The sequence below is a fragment of the Paenibacillus sp. H1-7 genome (assembly GCF_022354825.1).
In the GTDB taxonomy this organism is placed as follows: domain Bacteria; phylum Bacillota; class Bacilli; order Paenibacillales; family NBRC-103111; genus Paenibacillus_S.
Genome location: NZ_CP031168.1, coordinates 5,066,285 through 5,087,804, shown reverse-complemented (window position 1 = coordinate 5,087,804; position 21,520 = coordinate 5,066,285). Strand labels below are relative to the sequence as shown.

The 21,520-nt window shown below is 47.8% G+C and carries 19 protein-coding genes and 2 riboswitches; of the genes, 16 read left to right on the top strand and 3 right to left on the bottom strand.

All coding sequences use genetic code 11. The features are described from left to right. Nucleotides 1-71: 71 nt before the first annotated feature. Complete coding sequence (locus DVH26_RS22460) at nt 72-551, top strand: carboxymuconolactone decarboxylase family protein (RefSeq protein WP_239625608.1); 480 nt, start codon at nt 72-74, stop codon at nt 549-551. Between the two features lie 107 nt (nt 552-658). On the opposite strand, the gene DVH26_RS22455 is transcribed toward DVH26_RS22460, so the two are convergent. Next, complete coding sequence (locus DVH26_RS22455; RefSeq protein ID WP_239635456.1) at nt 659-1,225, bottom strand: TetR/AcrR family transcriptional regulator; 567 nt, start codon at nt 1,223-1,225, stop codon at nt 659-661. Nucleotides 1,226-1,577: 352 nt separating this feature from the next. Here DVH26_RS22455 and DVH26_RS22450 point away from each other — a divergent pair, with 352 nt between their 5' ends. Continuing rightward, entirely contained in the window at nt 1,578-2,279 is a 702-nt protein-coding gene (locus tag DVH26_RS22450) for an SDR family oxidoreductase (protein ID WP_239625606.1), read from the top strand. Nucleotides 2,280-2,357: 78 nt separating this feature from the next. Here the strand turns inward: DVH26_RS22450 and DVH26_RS22445 are convergent, their stop codons facing one another. Further along, entirely contained in the window at nt 2,358-3,629 is a 1,272-nt protein-coding gene (locus DVH26_RS22445) for an MFS transporter (RefSeq protein WP_239625605.1), read from the bottom strand. 208 nt (nt 3,630-3,837) lie between these two features. Between DVH26_RS22445 and DVH26_RS22440 the strand changes: the two genes are divergently transcribed. The 9 genes from DVH26_RS22440 (at nt 3,838) to DVH26_RS22400 (ending at nt 16,696) form a co-directional block, all read left to right on the top strand. Beyond that, the gene (locus DVH26_RS22440; RefSeq protein WP_239625603.1) at nt 3,838-4,758 is read left to right on the top strand and encodes a LysR family transcriptional regulator; all 921 of its coding nucleotides are present in this window, start codon (nt 3,838-3,840) and stop codon (nt 4,756-4,758) included. 714 nt (nt 4,759-5,472) lie between these two features. Beyond that, entirely contained in the window at nt 5,473-7,218 is a 1,746-nt protein-coding gene (locus tag DVH26_RS22435; RefSeq protein WP_239625601.1) for an ABC transporter ATP-binding protein, read from the top strand. Continuing rightward, nucleotides 7,215-9,008, top strand: coding sequence for an ABC transporter ATP-binding protein (locus DVH26_RS22430; RefSeq protein ID WP_239625599.1), 1,794 nt, complete (start codon nt 7,215-7,217; stop codon nt 9,006-9,008). The genes DVH26_RS22435 and DVH26_RS22430 overlap by 4 nt, the downstream gene beginning before the upstream one ends. Nucleotides 9,009-9,943: 935 nt before the next feature. After that, the gene (locus DVH26_RS22425) at nt 9,944-10,702 is read left to right on the top strand and encodes a glycosyltransferase family 2 protein (RefSeq protein ID WP_239625596.1); all 759 of its coding nucleotides are present in this window, start codon (nt 9,944-9,946) and stop codon (nt 10,700-10,702) included. 301 nt (nt 10,703-11,003) lie between these two features. Then, nucleotides 11,004-11,207: riboswitch (cobalamin riboswitch) on the top strand. A 139-nt stretch (nt 11,208-11,346) separates the two neighbouring features. Beyond that, complete coding sequence (gene nrdI / locus DVH26_RS22420; RefSeq protein WP_239625594.1) at nt 11,347-11,706, top strand: class Ib ribonucleoside-diphosphate reductase assembly flavoprotein NrdI; 360 nt, start codon at nt 11,347-11,349, stop codon at nt 11,704-11,706. Continuing rightward, entirely contained in the window at nt 11,693-13,777 is a 2,085-nt protein-coding gene (gene nrdE, locus DVH26_RS22415) for a class 1b ribonucleoside-diphosphate reductase subunit alpha (RefSeq protein ID WP_239625592.1), read from the top strand. Before nrdI ends, nrdE begins: the two co-directional genes overlap by 14 nt. 30 nt (nt 13,778-13,807) lie before the next feature. Continuing rightward, the gene (gene nrdF / locus DVH26_RS22410) at nt 13,808-14,773 is read left to right on the top strand and encodes a class 1b ribonucleoside-diphosphate reductase subunit beta (protein ID WP_239625589.1); all 966 of its coding nucleotides are present in this window, start codon (nt 13,808-13,810) and stop codon (nt 14,771-14,773) included. A 59-nt stretch (nt 14,774-14,832) separates the two neighbouring features. Next, nucleotides 14,833-15,024, top strand: a riboswitch (cobalamin riboswitch). A 141-nt stretch (nt 15,025-15,165) separates the two neighbouring features. Further along, a complete protein-coding gene (locus DVH26_RS22405) occupies nt 15,166-16,068 on the top strand; it encodes a LysR family transcriptional regulator (protein WP_239625587.1) in 903 nt (300 codons plus the stop codon). A gap of 148 nt (nt 16,069-16,216) precedes the next feature. Beyond that, nucleotides 16,217-16,696 (top strand): VOC family protein, encoded by a 480-nt coding sequence (locus DVH26_RS22400; protein ID WP_239625585.1) that lies wholly within the window; start codon nt 16,217-16,219, stop codon nt 16,694-16,696. Nucleotides 16,697-16,837: 141 nt separating this feature from the next. Here DVH26_RS22400 and DVH26_RS22395 read toward each other — a convergent pair whose 3' ends face one another. Then, entirely contained in the window at nt 16,838-17,335 is a 498-nt protein-coding gene (locus DVH26_RS22395; RefSeq protein ID WP_239625583.1) for a DinB family protein, read from the bottom strand. Nucleotides 17,336-17,720: 385 nt separating this feature from the next. On the opposite strand from DVH26_RS22395, the gene DVH26_RS22390 reads away from it, so the two are divergent. Genes DVH26_RS22390 through DVH26_RS22370 form a run of 5 tightly spaced genes read left to right on the top strand, consistent with a single transcriptional unit; the run spans nt 17,721 to nt 21,349 of the window. Beyond that, entirely contained in the window at nt 17,721-17,867 is a 147-nt protein-coding gene (locus DVH26_RS22390) for a hypothetical protein (protein WP_239625580.1), read from the top strand. A 27-nt stretch (nt 17,868-17,894) separates the two neighbouring features. Beyond that, nucleotides 17,895-19,019 (top strand): ABC transporter substrate-binding protein, encoded by a 1,125-nt coding sequence (locus DVH26_RS22385; RefSeq protein WP_239625578.1) that lies wholly within the window; start codon nt 17,895-17,897, stop codon nt 19,017-19,019. A 48-nt stretch (nt 19,020-19,067) separates the two neighbouring features. Further along, nucleotides 19,068-19,835: a sulfite exporter TauE/SafE family protein gene (locus DVH26_RS22380; protein WP_239625575.1), complete on the top strand. Its 768-nt coding sequence runs from the start codon at nt 19,068-19,070 to the stop codon at nt 19,833-19,835. 33 nt (nt 19,836-19,868) lie between these two features. Then, the gene (locus tag DVH26_RS22375) at nt 19,869-20,654 is read left to right on the top strand and encodes an alpha/beta hydrolase (RefSeq protein ID WP_239625573.1); all 786 of its coding nucleotides are present in this window, start codon (nt 19,869-19,871) and stop codon (nt 20,652-20,654) included. 44 nt (nt 20,655-20,698) lie between these two features. Next, nucleotides 20,699-21,349, top strand: coding sequence for a ThuA domain-containing protein (locus DVH26_RS22370; RefSeq protein ID WP_239625570.1), 651 nt, complete (start codon nt 20,699-20,701; stop codon nt 21,347-21,349). The last annotated feature ends 171 nt before the right edge of the window (nt 21,350-21,520 follow it).

Sequence of the window (21,520 nt, the reverse complement as noted above, 5' to 3'; positions counted from 1 at the left end):
TTCATGTCACACATCGAAGTCGTCGATTGTCTTAATAGTGTAAATATAAAAAAATGAGGAGGCACACGATCATGACACAACGATTAAATTACATGCAGCAATCCCCGGAATTTTTTAAAAAAATGATGGAGTTCAGCGGCGCTGAGAAAGATAGCTCCATTGAGGAGAAAATTCTCCATCTCGTCCACATTAGAGCGTCGCAAATGAATGGTTGCGGATTTTGCCTGGATATGCACGTAAAACAGGCCAAAATCCATGGAGAAAGCGAGCTTCGACTTTACCACATCTCGATTTGGCGGGAATCGAACCTGTTTGAGCCTCGTGAACGTGCTGCATTGGCATGGACCGAGATTTTGACCAAGCTGCCGGAGCAAGGCGTTCCCGATGAAATTTATAACCGGGTTCGTGAGCAATTTTCTGAACAAGAAATCTCGGATCTGACGTTCTCCGTCATGGCGATTAATGCATGGAACCGTGTAAATGTTGCCTTCAGGACGGTGCCAGGTTCGGCTGATACTGCGTTTGGGCTGAAGAAAGCGGGCTTAAGCTAATCCGCTTCAAGTTAATAATTTGCACATTATAGAATATTGTTGAACCTAAAAAGTCGGCCGAAATGGCCGGCTTTTTTTATCGAATCGTAATTCATCTCGATGAAATTTTAGGAATTTAATAGAGCTTTGGCATGCTGTCTTCCTGCGGCAAGGATGCTGTCACTCAACTTAGTATCAATAACGGAACGTGCAAGGACTAGCGTTCCAATCAAAAGACTAAGCAGAGCACTTCCGGTAGCTTTATCGGTTTCAGCCAACTTGGAGATAAAATCTATTATGCGATCCAGCTCATGGGTGAACACCTGGCGAACCTCTTCCGATGAACGGGAAATTTCATTGGAGAGGGAAGGGAGGATACAGCCTGTCTCGGTATGGTCCCGATGGTACGGGCTCAAATAATAATCGATAACAGCATGGATCTTGTTATCCAACTTTTCGTTATCTGCTGCCTTCTCCAGAAACGCAATCGTATCGCTGACTGCGTAGCTGCAAGCTTCGGAGACAAGCTGTTCTTTGCTGCCAAAGTGCGAATAAAATCCTCCGTGCGTCAGACCGGCACCTTTCATAATGGCCGGGACGCTAATGTCTCGAATCCCGTTGGAACGAAAGGCTTTGGCGGCACTTTCGATGATACGGCCTCGAACTTTTTCCTTATGACCTTCAGGATAAGGCATTGCCATCATTCCTTCGCTCAAAATATACCTGCAAAATATTATAATCATCATAATAAAAGTTTGTCAATTTTTACGGCCTTCTCCAGCAAGTTTAATAAATAAATTAGCGCACTATTGACTAATTATAATATGATGATCATAATATATTATATTCATCATATTTTAACGGAGGAGATGAGGCATTTACACCCGCTTATCCAGTTCCTCATAGGGGAACGATAAGTAAGCAGCTTGTTTTTTGATCGGGAGTTAAAGAGAAGTGATCCAATGATATATGGAACAACCATGTTGCAGTCGTCGGTTCGCTGCTAGCAAATTATTAAAAGAATAAATAACGAGAGGGAGTAGAACCATGAATATTTCTAATCAAATAGCACTAGTTAGTGGAGCAAATCGGGGTTTTGGCAAATATATGGCACTGGAGCTGTTAGCGAGAGGGGCTAAGGTCTATGCCGGAGCGAGAAATCCAGAAGCCATCGATATACCAGGTGCAATTCCGGTGCAGCTCGATATTACAAATCCCGAATCCGTAAGGAAAGCAGCGGAGGCGGCTCGTGATGTGACTCTTCTTATCAACAATGCAGGATCTTCTACAGGGGCTTCTCTCTACACAGGAAAGCTTGACGATATCCACTTGGAGTTCAATACGCATGTGTTCGGTACCCTTTCGATGATTCGCACTTTCGCACCGATTATTGAAAAGAACGGGGGAGGGACGATACTGAATATCTTATCCGTGCTATCTTGGTTAAGCGTCAATAATGCGGGAGCGTATTCTGCCGCGAAATCGGCCGAATGGGGAATGACCAATGGGCTGCGTTTGGACTTAGCTCCCAAAAACATTAGAGTTGCAGGACTGCACGTCGGATACATGGACACTGACATGACAACTCGTATCCAAGCTCCTAAGTCTGATCCGAAGGATATCGCAAGAATCGCGATAGACGGAATTGCTGCAGATCTCTATGAGATTGTTGCTGATGAACTAAGTCAGAACGTACAAAAAAATCTTTTGGGAGGGGTTGCATCGCTTTACCCCCAGTTAGGTAATTAAGTATTCGCAGCAAAAAAGAAGAGCCGACATGTGAACCTTCACATGAGCGGCTCTTTACTTTATATACCTGATAACCTGTTAAGCCCGATTGGGAGTTTCCGCAGCTTCCGCAGTTGCCTCTGCAGCGTCCTCGGTTTTTGTCGCAGGAGCTCGATGAGAGCTGTACACGGCAAAGCCAAGCATCGTTGCCAGCAGGATGCCGCCGCCGGTGTAGAAGGCCGCCGTCAAGCCAAACGCTTGACCCAGCAGACCGAACATGGCGGGAGCCGTCATTTGCGACAGCCGATTGGTAAGCAGCCGTAATCCCAGTACTTTGCCGCGTTCGGTTTCCTTTGTCTCCTCCACCATAATCATAATCGTCACGGGCAAATTCATGCCGATGGAGCTGCCCAGCAGGAACGTCAGCGCGGCGATGCCGATCAAATGCAGAGAAGCGACGGGTATGAAGATCAGACAGGCTGAGGCAATGCAGCCCGCGAAGATCAGGATCGTCTCGAGCGCTGCGAACTTCATCAGCCGTCCCAGCAGGAAGCGCGATACGAACCCGGACAAGCCCATCAGTGAGATGACCGTTGAGATGATGAAGGCGGAATAGCCGTGATTGTTCAAATACAGCGGAATGAAGCTGGCGTACAGCGCTTGAATGAACATGATCAGGAAAGTGCCGACCAGGCCAAACTGCACTCCTCTGTGCCGGGTCAGATGAATGCCGCTCACGTAGCTATTCAACATCTCTTTTGGTTGGAACAGCTCTTTAGTTTTGCCGCGCATGACAGAATTGCCTGGAGTTCGGATTAGCATAATCAGAACATAGCATAGAGTACATACGATAAGCGAGGCCAGGAAGGCTGAGCGGTAGCTCCACACGGACGAGCCCATCTGAGTAACAACCAACCCGCCAAGCAGCGGACCTGCCATACTACCGGCAGAGTTCCACATGGAGAAGCGGTTAATGTTCTTGTTGCGCAGCTCCTTGTCCTGCTCGCCGTCCGATGCTAATACTTGAAGCGATGATGCCATAATAATCATGCTGGTGCCCAGCAGAACTTGGGAGATCGCAAGGATCGGCAATGTGGTGCTAAAGGAGGTCATCGCTAGGGAGACAATAAGCAGCAGACAGCCGATCTTTGTCATCTTCATCGGACCGAGCGTATCGATCATTTGACCGATCGGCATCGCAATAAACATCGGTACCAACGCTCGAAGGGTCACAATGAAGCCGATTAACGCCGTAGAGGCGCCGAGGGCTTCGGCGTATAAAGTAAAAAACGGCTGTGCTACGGACATCACGCCGAAAAAAACTCCGCCGCCGTAAATCCCGACGGCTCTTACTGCTTTTTCCATATTCATAGCAAGTCACCTTCTATTTATCTAGTGTGGTCTCTTGAAATGGTGAGCTCACAGGTATATCCTACAAAGGAAGCCTGCTTGCACTATCTATACTATGAAGAATGGCAAGGCAAGTAAATGAGCGAAAATGAATGATCTTATTCATTTTTTGAATATCCTTTTGACCGATTCGGTTATATTATTGATGATTCCGGAAAGGCGGTATGAGATGACCTTCGAGCAGATTCTAACCTTCGTGACCATCTACCGTCTCGGCAGCATATCCAAAGCCGCGGAGAAGCTGTATCTGCCGCAGCCAACCGTGTCGCACAGGATCAAGCAGCTGGAGAGGGAGCTCGGCAAGCCGCTGCTCATACGAGCGAACGGAACCGTCCGGTTGTCGCAAGAAGGCCACGCCTTTTTGCCTTACGCCCTTAGCGCGCTAGCGGCGCTGGATCAAGGACGCGAAGCGGTTGAGCAGATGAATCAGGGGCTAACCGGTACGCTGTCTTTGGGCTGCAACAATTCGTTTGCCGGCACGATCCTTCCATCGATTCTGGAGAGCTTCATGGCTGCACATCCAGGCATTGCGCTTAAGGTCCATTGCTACTCTACGGAGGAGCAGATCAAAATGCTTAAAAGCAAGCATATCCAGCTCGGCATCACCCGCTATACGGCTAATGATCCGGGCATTACGTTCAAATTGCTCTATGCTCACCCTGCCTATGCGGTCATTTCCCGTGAACATCCTTATGCGGAGCGCGATATGCTCAGTCTGCAGGATGTTTTAAAAGAAAAGCTCATCTTATACGAAGCCGACAGCCTTCACCGGCAAAAAATCGACCTAACCATCAAAGATTTGAATATGCTCTACGATCCTCATTATGAAACGAATAATTTGCAGCTCATCAAATTCTGGATCAAGAGCACGCTGGGCATTTTCTTGTCCTGCCCGCTATATATGCAAACGGAAATCGAGTCGGGAGAGATGGTCGCGATTCCCATTGAGCACAATCCGTTTCCGCTGAATCAAATTTTTCTGATGTATCGGGAAGAGTATTTGAATAGTCTGGACCATTTGTTCATGCGTCATGTGGAAAAGCAAATGGAGTCATACCATCTGATGGAATCCGATGGGCTTGGCGATTAAGAAGAGTATTTGGGAGGCATAACAAGGGCAGCCGAGGATCGGTTGCCTTTATCTAACTCTAGCCGTGATAACGGGAGGGCGTGTAGGATTGTTCAATTTTGGGATCATAATAGCGCTAATGATTGGAAATGGACTTCTATTAATTCTTCGCTCGAAATCATCATTACATCATTTGCGATGGGTAGGTTATGTACTTTTACTGATGACATTTGGTTACCTTGCTTTTGCAATAATAATCAATCTGGCTCCATCATCACATTATGAATAACTCTCCGGGTACCAGCTTCCTCGATAGTCAACCGTCTTGTCATGCAGCAGGACGGGCTCTTTGCGTTTTCTTACATTCGAGTCAAGGATAGAAGGGGAAATAAAAAAAACCACAGTCAACTGTGGGATTTATCGTTTCAGACATAATTTAAGCAAGGGGACCATTTCCAATCCCTTACAATAGTATTATAGCTTACAGAAAAACATAAGTCTACATTTTTTTGGAAAAATGATTTATCTTGTTATCAAGCGCTTTCACCGCTGCAAGCATCGATTTCAGTTGACCAAAGCAGATTCGGTAACTCAATGTAAGGAGGGACACCTTTACTAACAATCAATTTCTACCTTTTACGATACGCTATTGGTGTATTATGGTAATTATGTTGCAGCGAAGAGGGATTATTTCATTCTTTTCGATACAATTCATGAAGAAAAGGGGGGACATCTATGCACTACAACAAGCAATTATCGATTTGTTGGCTGTTTCGTTATCTTCGCTCCGTAAAAGGCAGGCTCATGCTTCTACTTGGGATGCTGCTGTCTTCCACAGCGCTTCAGCTCATTCATCCGCAAATCGTCCGGCAATTTATTGATACCGCATCCGCCAAAGGAATCGTCACCGATCTGCTCAGTCTTGCCGGTGTGTATCTTATTGTAGCCGTTTGCAATCAGCTGTTCACTGTAGCAATAAGCTATATGGGCAATGATGTAGCTTGGCGGGCGACCAATCAGCTTAGGGCCGATCTGCTTAAGCACTGCCTCCGGCTCGACATGCGCTTTCATAATCTCAAAACACCCGGCGAAATGATCGAACGCGTCGACGGCGATGTAACGAACATGTCGAATTTTTTCTCTATGTTTATCGTGCAGATTATCGGCAGCTTCGTTCTGCTGGCAGGCATTCTGGGCTATATGTTCGTCTATAATTGGCCGATTGCCGTTGTGATGACTGTGTTCACCTGTATTTCCATCGGGGTAATGGTGTACATTCGCGATCTGGGTGTAGCTGCGACGCAAGCCGAGCGCCAAGCCAAAGCCTCCTTGCTGGGACTGATCGAAGAGAGGATTGCCGGAATTGAGGACGTACAGGCCAACGGTGGCGTTCCCTATGTGATGAACCGTTTTCATCGAGCGATGCGCACCTTGTTCCTGACCGGAAGAAAAGCATGGATGCTTCGCGTAGTTCCATGGAACGCTACGGTCGTCTTATTTGCCCTCGCCGTGACTGTAGTATTATTGCTTGGCGTTTATATGTATTTGAAGGGCCAGGTCTCCTTGGGTACGCTGTTTCTCTTCTACCAATACACACAAATGCTGAACGATCCGATTGAACAGCTCGGCAATCAGGTGCAGGAGTTTCAAAAAGCGAAGTCGGGTATGCGCCGCTCCCGTGAAATTTTATCGATGCAAAGCGAGATTGAAGAAGGGGATGGCGAAACGCTTCCAGCCGGGGCTCTAGGTGTGGAGTTCAAGCAGGTGAGCTTCAGCTACAACAAAGACACCCGTGTGCTGCATGACATCAGCTTTTCCTTGCAGCCAGGCGAGCGCTTGGGCCTTGTAGGGCGCACCGGGAGCGGGAAGAGCAGCATCAGCCGTCTGCTGCTTCGCATGTATAACACGGATAGCGGCACCATACGAGTAGGCGGTGTGGACATCCGCTCCATGCGGCTCGCAGCGTTGTATCGCCGGGTCGGCATGGTCACACAGGACGTACAACTGTTTGACGGAACGCTGAGGGATAATCTCACTTTGTTCGACAACAGCGTACCGGAACAAGATATTCTCTCGACGACCGATAAGCTCGGATTACGAAGCTGGATCGAAGAGCTGCCAAACGGGCTGGACACGCATTTATCTGCCGGAGGGGCTTCGTTATCTGCCGGGGAAGCGCAGCTGTTCGCGCTGACGCGAGTTTTTCTGACTAAACCGAGCCTGGTTATTATGGATGAGCCGTCATCAAGACTGGATGCGGCAACAGAAGCCGCCTTGCAAGGCGCAGTGGATCAGCTGCTGGAGCATAGCACAGCGATCATCATTGCCCATCGGTTGTCCACGTTGGAGAAAGTAGACAAAATTATGGTGCTTGGCCATGGACGGATTCTCGAATTCGGAGAAAGGGAAGCGCTTGCGCAGAACCCGTACTCATATTATGCAAAGTTATTACAAACAGATCGTCAGGAGGAATTGGCATGACCGTAGGTCAGTTTGTAGGGCGTCTGCTGCACTATCGGTTAACGTTATTTATAATCAACGGACTCCTGTGGTGTGCGTTTCACTCTATTCCACTGCTGTTTGGAGTGGGGATGCAGTGGTTTTTCGATCGCGTAGCCAGCGGGTCCCAGAACTTCATGTGGCTTGTAGTACCGTTGTTGTTGATAGCGCTTGTGCGGGTTGGAAGAGTCGGAGTGTTCTTCGTTGCCTTCTATGAATGGATCACCTACACGTACCATCTGCAAGCGATATTGCGTACCAATATGCTCACTGGCATTATGCGCTGGCCTGGACGCAACCTGCCCGCTTCGCCGGGCGAGGCCATGACTCGTTTCCGTGAAGACGTAGACGAAGTGGTGGAGTATGTGGAATCCTGGGTTGATTTCTGGGGGAAGTTAGCGTACGCGGTCATCGCCATCGTCATCATGGTTAATATTAACGTATGGATCACTGTCGTTGCGATTCTTCCGCTTCTGGTCGTGACGCTTCTTAATAATTTATCCCGCAACAAAGCGCAAAGATACAGCCGGCTTAATCGCGAAGCGACAGGACGAATCACCGGTTTTATCGCGGAAACCTTCAGCGCCGTGCAAGCAATAAAGCTGGGGCAAGCCGAGCGCCATGTTCTTAACCGGTTTTTAGCGCTTAATGAAGCACGCAGGCAGGCGGCGCTCAAAGATAATTTATTCAAGCAGTGGATGCGCTCATTGAACCAGCATGTACTTAGCATTAGCACGGGTATTATTTTGTTGATGTGTGCTGCCGAGATGCAGGCAGGGCGATTCACGGTTGGGGACTTTGCGCTTTTTACGATGTATGTCGGTTCGTTCGGATCAAGCATCTCGTTGTTCGGTTACATGGTGTTCCAGCACAACAAGCTGAAAGTTGCAATCGAACGGATGCGGGTGCTGTTTCGTCCAGGCCAGGAAGACAGCATAGTCGAGCACAATGCGATTTATCTGGACCATTCGCCGCCCGATGTGCCGGTTTATGACAAGAGCACGTTTGAACCCTTGCAGCGGCTGGAGGTGGAAGGGCTCTCCTATCAATACCCGAATTCTCATAATGGAATCTCTGACGTCAGCTTCGATTTGGAGCGCGGCAAATTTCTGGTCATTACGGGCAGAATTGGCTCTGGAAAATCGACCTTGGTTCGGACGCTGCTAGGACTTCTCCCCAAAACGGATGGAAAAGTCACATGGAATGGGATGCAGATAGAGGATCCGGCGACATTCCTCATCCCGCCGAGAGCGGCATATACACCGCAGGTGCCGCGCTTGTTCAGTGACCCGCTCCGCGAGAACATCACCCAAGGCAGCAATGTATCCGCGGATATGCTTGATTATTCAGTTCGGTTAGCAGTGATGGAGCAAGATGTGAAGCAGCTCGAACACGGGCTTGATACCATGGTTGGTCCACGGGGCGTGATGCTGTCCGGAGGACAAATCCAGCGCGCGGCTACGGCCAGAATGATGCTGACGCAGTCGGATCTGTTGCTCTTCGACGATCTATCCAGCGCGCTTGACGTAGAAACCGAGAAGCTGCTGTGGGAACGACTGTTTAAAGAACAGGATGTGACGTGTATCGCTGTGTCTCACCGAAGAGCGGCACTAGCACGCGCGGATCATATTATTGTGATGAAGAACGGCAGGGTCGAGGCTGAGGGTACATTGTCCGAGCTGCTGGCGACTTGTACGGAGATGCAGCTATTGTGGCAGGGGGAAGAGTCACCGAATGAGGAGGAAACGGAGCGTACCGCGAAAGCATATTAATTTGTGAACCATCGAGTAATGGCTCCTTACCCTGTATATTATGGGATAGGGGTCATTTTTGTTGGTTTGGCGCAATTTCATAAAAACAAACCAATAATGTACAATTGGTGCATTTTATGGTAAAAATAGAATATATGTTCTCGTTGTGCGGGTATTCCGGATACGAATAAATAAAAGGGGGTGGTAATAATGTTTGAAAAGATGTACGCAAAAAACTTGATGGATTCACTTATTTATTTATTTATTTATTTTTCTTAGATCGGATCCAACAAATCCAGTACTTTATCAGATTCTACATAAGTATAGATCTTGGTTACATAGAGGCTTGGTAATTAATTATCGTTCAATTAACAAATTAATAAATAACATAAAAGTATTGAAGACCACGTCTATAAAGATAGAATTATCGCAACGTTAAGGAAACTTAGCTTGTTTGATCGAGCCGGAAGAATGGAAAGGATTTATATGAGTATTGAACCGATCAAGTACATAGTAGAGAAATTAATAAATGTAATTGATCAGAGGGAGGAAGAAAAGACAAGGGTCATGGCAAGTTCTGCACATAATTATTTATTTAGAGATTTTTATCCTAAGCACGAAAAGTGATAGCTACCCGAAAAAGAATCCGAAAATATTAGCGATTTGTATAAAAAAATACTTACAATAAGAAGCTCTGAGAAAGATGTGTAAGGGCAAGATGATGAGAAATGTTTGACAGCTATTGCCTTACTTAAGCCACAATATGTATCAGAGCTGAGCAGGTCGAGTTATACACAATCATGATGGGAAATGAATAACACCTGTTAGTTTCTGCCTGTTGAAGGACGTCTTGTATAGTAACAATATTTTTTAATACCAGAAAATTCACCCACGCCCCCGGCAATCTCAGGAATATATTAAAAGAGAGGAAACATTATAGAGCGGGGGGTTATCTTATGCAATCCAATATGATCGTCTTTTGTCATTATTACAATGAAGCGTACATGCTTCAATGGTGGCTAAAGCATCATTATCCATTGTTCGATCACGGTGTCATGATCGATTACGGTTCGACGGATAATTCCAATATGCTGATCCGCCAACTGGCACCGAATTGGGAGATACGCAGATCCCGAAACCCCGTTTTTGATATAGCCGCCTGCGATCAGGAGGTTATGGAATTCGAGCGTGAGTTCACGGGCTGGAAAATGGTTTTGAATACAACCGAATTCCTATGCATTCAGCATAAGTATGCTTTCCTGCATCAATTGAATCAACAAGGCCAATTCATATATAGAACAACAGGCGTTACAATGGCAGACCCGTGGGGTGTATATTCTGATCCCAGTCCGGATGCGCCTCTAGTTAAGCAAAGATATCACGGCATATATCGATATGAAAATATTTTCAGGGATCGATTTATTCACCAATATCCGGATGGCGCTTATGGACCCGGCCGACATCAATCATTCCATCCGAGCGAATCCTATATACCAGGTGCATACATGCTCCATTTCAGATTTAGTCCATGGAACGAGGAAATGATCCGACGCAAGCTGTTTATACAGACAAGGATTCCGCAAAGCGACAAGGATAAGGGATGGGGAGCCCAGCATTTTGTCGACAGGCCTGAATTGGAAAGGGTGTATTACGAAACCGCGGCCAAAGCAGAAGATTTGCGCAATCGTGACGATATGCGTTGGATTTTTCTGTAGGCTGGAGGTTCCAGGTTCCGAAGTGACTCGAAGATTTGTACAAGGCATTTGGCAGAACAGGATTTAGTGGGGGAACTTAGGGTCATATCGATAGGAATTACAAATCGAGCAAAAAGGAGGCGGCGCCGCATGCGCCGTCCTTTTTTGTCATTAATAAGCCGCATGCAGCTGTATTGAATGGCACGAAATAAGTACGAACAGGGATGGACAGCATTGGGCTGAAGTCTATGAGTATATTAAAAATAGGGCTCTCCTATCCATTGACAAGCACCATATATTGATATAAATTATTAAATGCCAACTATATATTGTTGTGACAGGTGCATTTCGTGAAACACTACGAAAAAGCTTAATAGGGAAGACCGGTGAGAAACCGGCGCGGTCCCGCCACTGTAAGAGAGGAGAATCGGTCTTGTATGCCACTGGCTTGGTTGAACAAGCTGGGAAGGCGGATCGATCACGATGACTCTCTAGCCAGGAGACCTGCCTGCTCATTGACACGGCCTGCGGAGAACAGGAAGGTGTCCGTTACGTCTTTAATGAAGTGTGTTTCTTTGCATGCTCATTTCAGCGCATTCGGCCCTGTTAGCCGAACGCGCTTTTTTATGTCTGCTTTGTCAGGGACAAGGAAGGGGAAGGAAGACATGTTGATCGCTTACGATTCCAAGACGGGAAATGTGCGCCGTTTTGTGGAGAAGCTGAATATGAGGGTGGTTCAAATTGAGGAAATGATGAAGGTGGATGAACCGTTCATTCTCATCACCTATACTACGGGCTTCGGTCAAGTCCCTCAGAAGGTGCTGTCCTTTCTTCAGAAGAACCATGCGAATCTGATAGGTGTTTCGGCCAGCGGGAATCGGAATTGGGGCGAAGGGTTTGCCCGAAGCGCCGATCTGATCGCCAAATTATATAAGGTTCCGGTATTAAGCAAGTTTGAGCTTTCAGGAACGAAACAAGATGTGGAGAGGTTTAAACAGGAGGTGCATTTGGTTGCTGCATATTGAATTGAACAATTTGTTGCTGCAAAGAGATCCGGACGGCTTTTTTCAATTGGATAAAGATAAGGAAGCTGTTAAGGCATTTATAGAGGAAGTACATAGCAAGAGCGTCCATTTCGCCGATACGACCACGAAAGTGCGCTATATGATAGATAACGATTATTACGAGGATGTATATCAGCAATATTCTCAGGCTGACGTTGAGGAAATTTACGCAATCGCCCATAGCTATCGCTTCGAGTTTCCTTCCTATATGGCGGCATCCAAGTTTTATACCGATTACGCAGTGAAGAGTAATGACCGCGCGCTCTACTTGGAGCACTATCCAGACAGAGTTGCAATAGTAGCCTTGCATCTGGCTCGCGGAGATATGAATACGGCAAGAATGCTGACTACAGCGATGATGGATCAGCGTGTACAGCCGGCGACTCCGACGTTCTTGAATGCGGGTAAGAGCCGTCGCGGAGAGATGGTTTCGTGCTTCTTGCTTGAAATGGACGATTCCTTGAATTCGATCAACTATGTTCTCGGTACCTGCATGCAGCTGTCCAAAATCGGCGGCGGTGTAGCGGTCAACCTGTCCAAGCTGCGCGGCCGCGGAGAACCGATCAAGGACGTGGAAGGCGCGGCCAAAGGCATTATGCCGGTGCTCAAGCTGATGGAGGATGCATTCTCCTATGCCGATCAAATGGGCCAGCGCAGAGGGTCGGGTGCAGCCTATTACAACATCTTCGGATGGGATATTATGGAGCTGCTGGACAGTAAGAAAATCAATGCCGATGAAAAAACACGTCTCAAAACGTTATCGATCGGGCTGATCATACCTAACAAGTTTTATCAGCTGGCGGAGGAAAACAAACCGCTGCATGTTTTTGCTCCTTATTCCGTTTATAAAGCGTATGGAATGCATCTGGATGATATGGATCTTGACGTGATGTACGATCAGCTGCTGGCCGACGAGCGTGTGCGTAAGCAGGTCGTTATGAGCGCGCGCGACATGATGATCAAGATTTCAATGATTCAGCTTGAATCGGGCTATCCTTACATTATGAATAAAAGCAATGCGAACCGCGCTCACCCTTTGAAGCAGCTGGGTGCGATTAAAATGTCGAACCTTTGCACGGAAATTTTCCAGCTGCAGGAGACTTCGGAAATCGCCGATTACGGTCAAGCGGATGTGATTCGGCGCGATATAAGCTGCAATCTTGCTTCCTTGAACATTGTCAACGTAATGGAGCTCGGCAAGGTGAAGGAATCCGTCAAAGAAGGGATTATCGCCTTGACAGCGGTCAGCGATATGACTACCGTCGCCAATGCTCCCGGCGTTGCCAGAGCGAACAAAGAGATGCATTCGGTCGGGCTGGGCGCCATGAATCTGCACGGCTACCTGGCCAAAAATAAAATCTCCTATGAAAGTGAAGAAGCCAAAGATTTTGCACGGACCTTCTTCATGATGATGAATTATTACTCTTTGGAGCAAAGCATGGAGATTGCCAAAGAGCGCGGCGTTACGTTCGCCGGATTCGAGCTTTCGGACTATGCGAACGGGAGCTACTTTGATCGCTATTTAGAAACGGATTATAGACCCGTCACCAATAAGGTAAAAAGCCTGTTCAAGGATATGACGGTTCCGTCTCCATTGGATTGGGCGAACTTGAAGCACGCCGTACAAACCCATGGACTTTATCATGCTTATCGCCTTGCTATTGCACCAACACAGAGCATTTCGTATATTCAGAATGCAACATCAAGCGTTATGCCGATAGTCGAGCAGATCGAAACGCGGACTTATGCGAATTCGACTACGTACTATCCGATGCCGTATTTGAGCAGAGATAACTACTTCTTCTATAAATCGGCCTATCAAATGGATCAATTCAAAGTGTTGGATTTAATTGCTGAAATTCAAGCGCACGTGGACCAAGGAATATCCACCGTCCTGCACGTGAATAGCGATGTAACGACGAGGCAGCTTGCAAGATACTATATTTATGCAGCGAAAAAAGGACTGAAATCTCTTTATTACACTCGGACTAACCATCTTTCCGTTGAAGAGTGCATCAGTTGTTCCGTATAAGATAAGTTAGCAGGAAAGGGAGTTGCAGCAATGAGTGTTTGGAAAGCCGTGAATTGGAACCGTCCTGATGACGATTTTACGGATACATTCTGGAAACAAAATATTATGCAGTTTTGGACGGATGAGGAGATTCCGTTGTCGGACGACAAAATGTCCTGGCTGACTTTAAACGATGCGGAGCGGGACCTGTATATGAAGGTTCTTGGCGGCTTAACTTTGCTCGACACCGTACAAGGCGGCGTGGGAATGCCTAAGATTCTCGAGTTGGTCGACGGATTGCAGCGTAAAGCCGTTCTCGGCTTTATGGGAATGATGGAGCAAATCCATGCGAAGTCCTACAGCAGTATTTTTACCACTTTAGCTTCAACAGAAGAGATTGACAGTATTTTTCAATGGATCGAAAACAACCGTTTCTTGCAAACCAAAGCAGAGACGATATCTCAATACTATAACAACATTCATTCGCGCAAAGATCTATACTTGGCGATGGCAGCTTCCGTACTGCTCGAGAGCTATCTGTTCTACAGCGGCTTCTTTTACCCGCTTTACTTGGCGGGACAGGGAAAAATGACGAGCAGCGGAGAGATCATTAACCTGATTTTGCGTGACGAGAGCATTCACGGCTTGTACGTCGGCATGCTGGCTCAAGAGCTGTACGCCCAAATGGATGAGGACGAGCAGCAAGCTGCATATGAGACGCTGCAGGGACTGCTCCGGTACTTGCACGGCAATGAAGAGCAATATACAGAGGAGCTGTACACCGCTGTAGGGCTGACGGACGAAGTGAAAGCCTTCTTGCGTTACAATGCCAACAAAGCCATGATGAACCTGGGGCTCGAACCGTTATTTCCGGAAGAGGAGATCAATCCTATTGTCCTCAATGGAATCAATACTCGTACGAAGCAGCATGATTTCTTCTCCAAGAAAGGAAACGGCTATATCCGGACGGTAAATGTAGAATCATTGACGGATGACGATTTCCTATTTGGGGATTGATGCTTTAGGCTTGCTCTACATGGAATTTTTTAATATGATGAGAGTTGTTTCAACCTAATTGCATATCAGGGGAACAAGGTGCTTTAGCATCAGCTAAAGCTTAATAGGGAAGTTCGGTGCAACGCCGACGCGGTCCCGCCACTGTAATGGGGGAGTCTTAGCAATGGTGCCACTGGTCTGTTCTGGACCGGGAAGGCTGCTGATGACGAGGAATCCAGAGCCAGGAGACCTGCCTGTTCTGACAGCACTGCTTTACCTACGGAAGATAGGATTGTGTTAAGACGGTCTTATCGTGCGTTTCTCAACGATCCAGGCATCTTTACCTTTCCTAAGTTTTCGGGTAAAGATGTCTTTTTTATATTCTCAAGGACACCAATGGGGAAGTGGTCGGTATGACGTTACAACAATTAAAATATGTAATAGAAGTTGCTAACCGAGGCTCCATCAACGAAGCCGCAAAGAGGCTTTTTATTACTCAACCCAGTCTCTCCAATTCAATCAGGGACTTGGAAGAGGAGCTGCAGCTTTCCATCTTTGAAAGATCCAATAAGGGCATAGCGCTCACCAAAGAAGGGGTAGAGTTTCTAAGCTATGCGCGGCAAGTCGTTGAGCAGGCGGAATTGCTGGAGAGCCGGTACCTTAATACGAAGCCGTCTCCACAGCATTTCTCGGTCTCGACCCAGCATTATGCCTTTGCGGTCAATGCCTTTGTCAGTCTGGTTCAGGAATACGGTCAAGATGAATATGAGATGGCGTTACGTGAAACGAAAACCTATGAAATTATCGAAGACGTGAAAAGCATGCGCAGTGAAATTGGAATTTTATACTTGAATGAGTTTAATGAGAAAGTCATTAATAAGATTCTCAAAGCGGCCAATTTGCAGTTTACCAGCTTGTTTACCGCTACTCCGCATGTGTTTATCAGCATCAAAAATCCTCTGGCGAGGCAATCGATTGTAACGATCGAGCAGCTGCAGCAATATCCTTATTTGTCTTTTGAACAGGGTGAGTTTAACTCGTTTCATTTCTCAGAAGAAATATTGAGCACCATGTCCCATAAAAAAAGCATTCGTGTCAATGACCGTGCGACGTTATTCAATCTGCTGATTGGCTTGAACGGGTACACTATTTCTACAGGTGTGTTAAGCGCGGATCTGAATGGCAACGAGATCATTCCGGTGCCGCTCGATTGTGTGGAAACGATTCATGTCGGCTGGATTTCGCACAAAAATACGGTTATGACCAAGCTAGGCGCGGCTTATGTTGAAGCTTTGAAGCATGCCATTTATCAGTAGGTTCAATGATGCTGCATGGAGCAGTTCACGATAAGGTACGCGGAATGGTAAAGGATTTAACGGATCAATTCCCTCTATTCACAAACGAACAAATGTGCGGTAAATTAGAAGGGCAGTCATTATTGTTAATGAAGGGAGATACGAGAAATTGCAAACTAATGAGGAAATCAAATTTGAAAGCAAAGTGGAAGACATTACAGGAATCACTTGTATTTACGTTCCGGTGAATGATGTTTACGAGTCCATTCAATGGTATCAAAAGAATTTAGGATGTCAGCCCTCAGATCACAATGAAGTTACTCCCGGGATGAAAATAAGTATTATGAATTTTCCTGATCAAAACGGAAACCTTCCAGAACCCGGAATACGGCAAGTAGTCCCAGCGATTTTCCTGATGGGAGGAGGCGGAGGGGCGAGTCAAGCAGCAGGAAGCTTGGGTTTTACGTTCGACAATGGCAAACGTCAGGCCTTGGCCTGTTTCATCACTCCCCGGGTTCAAGAAATGTACAATCGATTCAAGGAAAACGGAGTAAACATCGTAACTGAGATTCCGGAAGATAGACCTTGCGGACCGAACTTCCGATTTACGGATCCAGATGGAAATTTGTTCGAGCTATGGCAGCCGTAAGAGACTTTGCCTGACGGGTAACACAGTTGCTTGGCGATGGAACCGATCCATCGCTTGTTTTGGTTGAGGAGATATTCAAGAAAATAGTCGCATAGCGTCGGCGTTCATGCCGATACCATACGACTATTTGGATTGTCTTGGTTATTTGCCTTCTTCGTCGGCTGTGGGACCGTAGACGCCCGGCACTGGAATATCGAGAAGCCGCAAATAAACCCCGAGCTGCGCCCGGTGGTGGACCATGTGGCTTAATCCGAAGGTGCGAAGCGCAATCGCCCGTGGTTGGCGCAGGATGATATGGTCTCCGTTTCGCAAGGTCCATTCCTCGCCGAGCGTTTTCTCGTCACATTCGGCTAGCAGCTTTTCAAGCTTGACGATGTTCGTATCGAATTCCTCCAGTACGTGTTCGCGTCTTTCCAAAGCTTCCCGCCGAATCGGCACGGTTGACAGATCGAATTCCGGGTAATGAAAAATGGCAATTTGCCAGTTCAGCAGGTTGATCAAGTGTGTAGTCAGCTCGCCCAACGTCATCGATTTCATGTGCGGTTTCCATGTCATATGCTCCTCGGGCAAACACTCCAGGATGCGGCGCGTAGTAGCCAGCTCATGCATCGCGTCTCCGACAATCAGTTGTTTCACCATGAATTTCATCTCCTCCCTTTATAAGGATAGGTTACTATAAAAATGGCCGAGTGGAAAGCTTGTCTCGCTCGGTATTATAAGCTGCAGCTTCCTTGCCGGAGCCGGCTTTTTATACATTCGCAGCAATATTTTGACCTATTCAATTGAGAGGAAACTTGAGTGCAGCCGCACCGATAGTCAGGATATAGCCGGATTTTGGGGGGCTCAAGCAGGTTCCTACTGTGAAGGACCTTACTCATCTCAGCAAGGAAGTCACATAAGGAGAGCAATTATCGCCCTACTTTGGAAGCGATTTCGTGATAATCTATTCATGAAAGCGCATAACATGTGGCGAAACAGTTTTTATTCTGGGGGGAAGAGTATGGGAAAACCTAGGTGGGGAAGTATGCTTTCTATTGTAAGCGTAATTGCAGTCATCGCGGGGTGCAGCAGCGGTTCCAATCAGGAACCGGCGCCAGCTGTTCAAGAGCGTCAGCAGCAGGAGGCAGTTACACTAAAGGCATATGCGTACAACGGTGCACTAGGAAAGTAGGATTTCGAGAAATATATCGCAGCGCCCGTGAAGAGCAAGTTTCCCAATCTGACATTGGAATATGTCGTTCCAGGGGAAGGAACGGGGCCGACGGAGCTGTTGACGGCCGGCGCTATGCCGGACATTATTATGACAGGATTGCGCGCTTTAATTACCTTTCAGGAATTGGACGTCGCGGTTGACCTGCGGGAATTCGCCGCCAAGCATAAGCTGGACTTGTCCACTTACCGCAAAGAAGCCATTGACGCCATTCAAGGCTATGGCGAAAAGGGAGAGCTGTATGCGCTGCCTTTTTACGAAAATTATTATATGATGGCTTACAACAAGGATATTTTCGACAAGTTCTCGGTCCCTTACCCGACCGATCAAATGACCTGGGATCAAGTGAAAGTCCTCGCTCAGAAGCTGACCCGTGTTGAGGATGGTATTACATACAAGGGCATTCAGCCTATCGATACGGTTGATACGTTCGGCCTTGCCAAGTCGCTGTCCTTTATCGACAATCAATCCGGGAAGGCCAAAGTAACGACGGATGAATGGAAGCAGGCGTTCGAATGGGCAAGCGAATTGAACTCAATACCGGGAAACGAGCCCAAAGACCCGTTAAATATTTGGAAAGGCGCAGACGATTTCATGAAAGACAAGAATGTCGCCATGATGCCTTGGTTTGGCTCCAGACTGCAAACCTTGGTCAGATCCAATGCCGACCTGAACTTTAATTGGGATGTCGTCTCCTTCCCGAGCTTTTCCGAATCCCCTGGACAATCGGCGGAAGTCGACGCACATGTATTTGCCTTATCCAAGACGAGCAAGCACCAGGATCTGGCGTTTCAAGTCATCCAATATTTAACCTCCTCGGAGGAGCTTCAGGGGAGTTTTGTCAAGCTGGGACGGGCGCTGCCGGCAATCCGCAACGACAAGCTGCTCCAGCAGTTCGGTTCGGAGTATCCGCTTTTTCAGACGAAAAATATAGCCGGCGTATTCAAAAGCACACCACGACAGCCGCACAAAGCCCATAAATACGATGATATCGTGCGCTCCAAGCTAAGAGCTGCATTCGCTGATCATTTGGCAGGGAACATAGATATTAATACGGCTTTGCGGAGGGCGGAAGAAGAGGCCAATAAAGAAATCGAAGCAAAGAAGAAATAGTTCTTGAAGTTTAGTCTCTGTAATGGAATGATGAAAGAAGGGTTCTGCATGGTTGTATCCGCACCAATTATTGTAGTTATGTTCGCTGCCGGCCTGCTCTTGGGCTTCGTCGGAGCAGGCGGCTCAGGATTCATTATTGCCATCCTCTCCACCGTGTTCGGGTTCCCGATCCACACTGCGCTTGGGACCGCACTGGCTGCTATGCTCTTCTCATCGGCTTCCGGCACGGTCAGTCATTACCGCGAGGGGAATATTACGCCTCGGACCGGCATTATTGTCGGCTTAGCAGGGGCAATCGGAGCATGGTGCTGCTCGCAATTATCGGTAGGTATCGATGAAACAAAGCTCCAATGGATGACAGCCGGCATGCTGTTCTTATCAGCCATCGTGCTGTGGATAAGAATGGGAATTGTCAGCAAACGCAGCGCATCGATGATGGAGCACGCCGCCATAATGGCCGGCATCGGCTTCTGGTTCCGCGCTATCGCAATCGGCATCGTCTGCGGTGCGTTATCCGGCCTGTTCGGGATCGGATCGACGCCTTTTATCCAAATCGGTCTGATCACTCTGCTCAGAATGCCGATTAGCCAAGCCGCGGGAACGACGATGCTGATCATCATCCCAATTGCCCTTGCGGGAGGGGCGGGATTTTACGGGTCGGGACATCTCGATCTGCTGCTACTGGCTGAAGTGCTGGCCGGTATTATGACAGGGTCCTATGTCGGCGCTAAATTTACCAAAAGGCTCCCGCTGGTCTATTTGAAGACAGCTATGGTGGTCACTCCGTTCATCGGAGCCGCACTGCTGCTATTCTAAATCTGCCGTTCATAAGAAGGAGGAGGGAATCACGTGGCACTGATCCATGTTGAATTTTATTCAGAAGTCTTGGCGTTGTCCAGCTCGATGGACGTCATTGTTCCGCAGCAGCTCCAGAAGCAGCCGGAACGGTTCAAGCCGCCGTACCCGGTATTGTATTTGCTGCATGGCGGCTCCGACAATCATACGAATTGGCAAAGAAATACGGCCATCGAAAGGTATGTCGCCAATTTGGGGCTAGTCGTCGTAATGCCGGCGGTCCAGTATAGCTTCTATTCCGATCAAAAATACGGATTGAATTATTTTACCTTCTTATCCGAGGAGCTTCCGCGGCTGGTGAAGCAGTTCTTTCATGTATCGGACCGCAGGGAAGACACGTTCGCTGCGGGGTTGTCCATGGGGGGCTACGGCGCATTCAAGCTAGGCATAGTATGCCCGGACCGGTATGCCGCCGTAGCCAGTATGTCGGGGAGCCTCGATCAGCGCAGCCGACTCACCGGTGAACCGTCGCTGCCCAACTCCGTCATGCTGCAGATGGCCAAGCATACCTTCGGCTCCGTGGAAGAATATGAACATAGCGCCAATGATTTGGCCTATGTGCTGGAAACGCATCTTGCCAATGGCAAGCAGCTGCCCAAAATGTATCAAGCCTGCGGTACGCTGGATCATAATTATGAGATCAACAAGCGGTTTTACAGCCAATTCCAAAACCGGCTGGATTTAACCTACACCGAGGCGCCGAATCGCGGTCATGAGTGGAATTACTGGGACGAAACGATTCAACAAGTGCTGGAATGGCTCCCGATTAGGAGTAAATAAAAGTCGAAAAACCAAAGCCTTAGCCTATGGGAGGTCGAAGAGTTTTGAAGGTAGCCGTTTTATGCGACGATCGCTGGCATCCGGCGAACACTGTTCAAACTGGATTGAAAGCGCTTGAATTAACAGGCATTGAGTACGAATTTATGCAGAATGACTCCGCTTGGTCGGCTGAAAGAATGAGCGAGTATCCCGTTACGATTCTCGCCAAATCGAACTGCCGCTCGGCCAACGATCCGAGCCCCTGGTTAACTCAAGAGGTACAGCTGTCGTTTGCCGACTATGTGGAAGGTGGCGGCGGGCTGTTCGTAGTACATTCAGGAACCGTCGGTTACAAGGATGCTCCGATGTTTCGCCGGCTAGTCGGAGGCGTGTTTACACACCATCCGCCGGCATGTGAGGTAATCCTTCAGCTGGAGCCGGAAGCGCGCGTTGCAGCCAATGCTCCTTTAGGGCCTACGGCCGTCATCGAGGACGAGCATTATTTTGTCGAGCTGGATGACAGCCTCGCGGAGGTGTTTATGACCTCTGAATCGTTACATGGCCGGCAGCCGGCAGGATGGATTCGGCGCCAGGGCAAAGGGAGAGTTTGCGTAGCTACACCAGGTCATTTTCCCTCTGTGTGGCAGAATCCTTTTTATCAGATGATTTTACAATATGGCATTGGCTGGTGTGCCGGGCATGAACATAGAGGATAATCCGATGGGCAAAACTCCAGTTCTGTTCTGGCGGGGCCATCTGCAATGCAATTCGTTAGCTTGCAGCCTACAGAAAAGGAAGTGCAGGAGTCTATTAATGGAGAAGCGATGAACAGCGGGGATTGACAGTTACAGGATCCCCTATGAGAAAATATAATCCTGATTACAAAG

What these genes read in the sequence shown, in the direction of transcription:
- DVH26_RS22435 (WP_239625601.1), top strand. Translation starts at nt 5,473, where the DNA reads ATGCACTACAACAAGCAATTATCGATTTGTTGGCTGTTTCGTTATCTT.
- nrdI (WP_239625594.1), top strand. Translation starts at nt 11,347, where the DNA reads ATGTTGATCGCTTACGATTCCAAGACGGGAAATGTGCGCCGTTTTGTG.
- DVH26_RS22445 (WP_239625605.1), bottom strand. Translation starts at nt 3,629, where the DNA reads ATGAATATGGAAAAAGCAGTAAGAGCCGTCGGGATTTACGGCGGCGGA.
- nrdF (WP_239625589.1), top strand. Translation starts at nt 13,808, where the DNA reads ATGAGTGTTTGGAAAGCCGTGAATTGGAACCGTCCTGATGACGATTTT.
- DVH26_RS22460 (WP_239625608.1), top strand. Translation starts at nt 72, where the DNA reads ATGACACAACGATTAAATTACATGCAGCAATCCCCGGAATTTTTTAAA.
- DVH26_RS22405 (WP_239625587.1), top strand. Translation starts at nt 15,166, where the DNA reads ATGACGTTACAACAATTAAAATATGTAATAGAAGTTGCTAACCGAGGC.
- DVH26_RS22440 (WP_239625603.1), top strand. Translation starts at nt 3,838, where the DNA reads ATGACCTTCGAGCAGATTCTAACCTTCGTGACCATCTACCGTCTCGGC.
- DVH26_RS22390 (WP_239625580.1), top strand. Translation starts at nt 17,721, where the DNA reads ATGCTTTCTATTGTAAGCGTAATTGCAGTCATCGCGGGGTGCAGCAGC.
- DVH26_RS22395 (WP_239625583.1), bottom strand. Translation starts at nt 17,335, where the DNA reads ATGGTGAAACAACTGATTGTCGGAGACGCGATGCATGAGCTGGCTACT.
- DVH26_RS22380 (WP_239625575.1), top strand. Translation starts at nt 19,068, where the DNA reads ATGGTTGTATCCGCACCAATTATTGTAGTTATGTTCGCTGCCGGCCTG.
- DVH26_RS22455 (WP_239635456.1), bottom strand. Translation starts at nt 1,225, where the DNA reads ATGCCTTATCCTGAAGGTCATAAGGAAAAAGTTCGAGGCCGTATCATC.
- DVH26_RS22450 (WP_239625606.1), top strand. Translation starts at nt 1,578, where the DNA reads ATGAATATTTCTAATCAAATAGCACTAGTTAGTGGAGCAAATCGGGGT.
- DVH26_RS22425 (WP_239625596.1), top strand. Translation starts at nt 9,944, where the DNA reads ATGCAATCCAATATGATCGTCTTTTGTCATTATTACAATGAAGCGTAC.
- DVH26_RS22430 (WP_239625599.1), top strand. Translation starts at nt 7,215, where the DNA reads ATGACCGTAGGTCAGTTTGTAGGGCGTCTGCTGCACTATCGGTTAACG.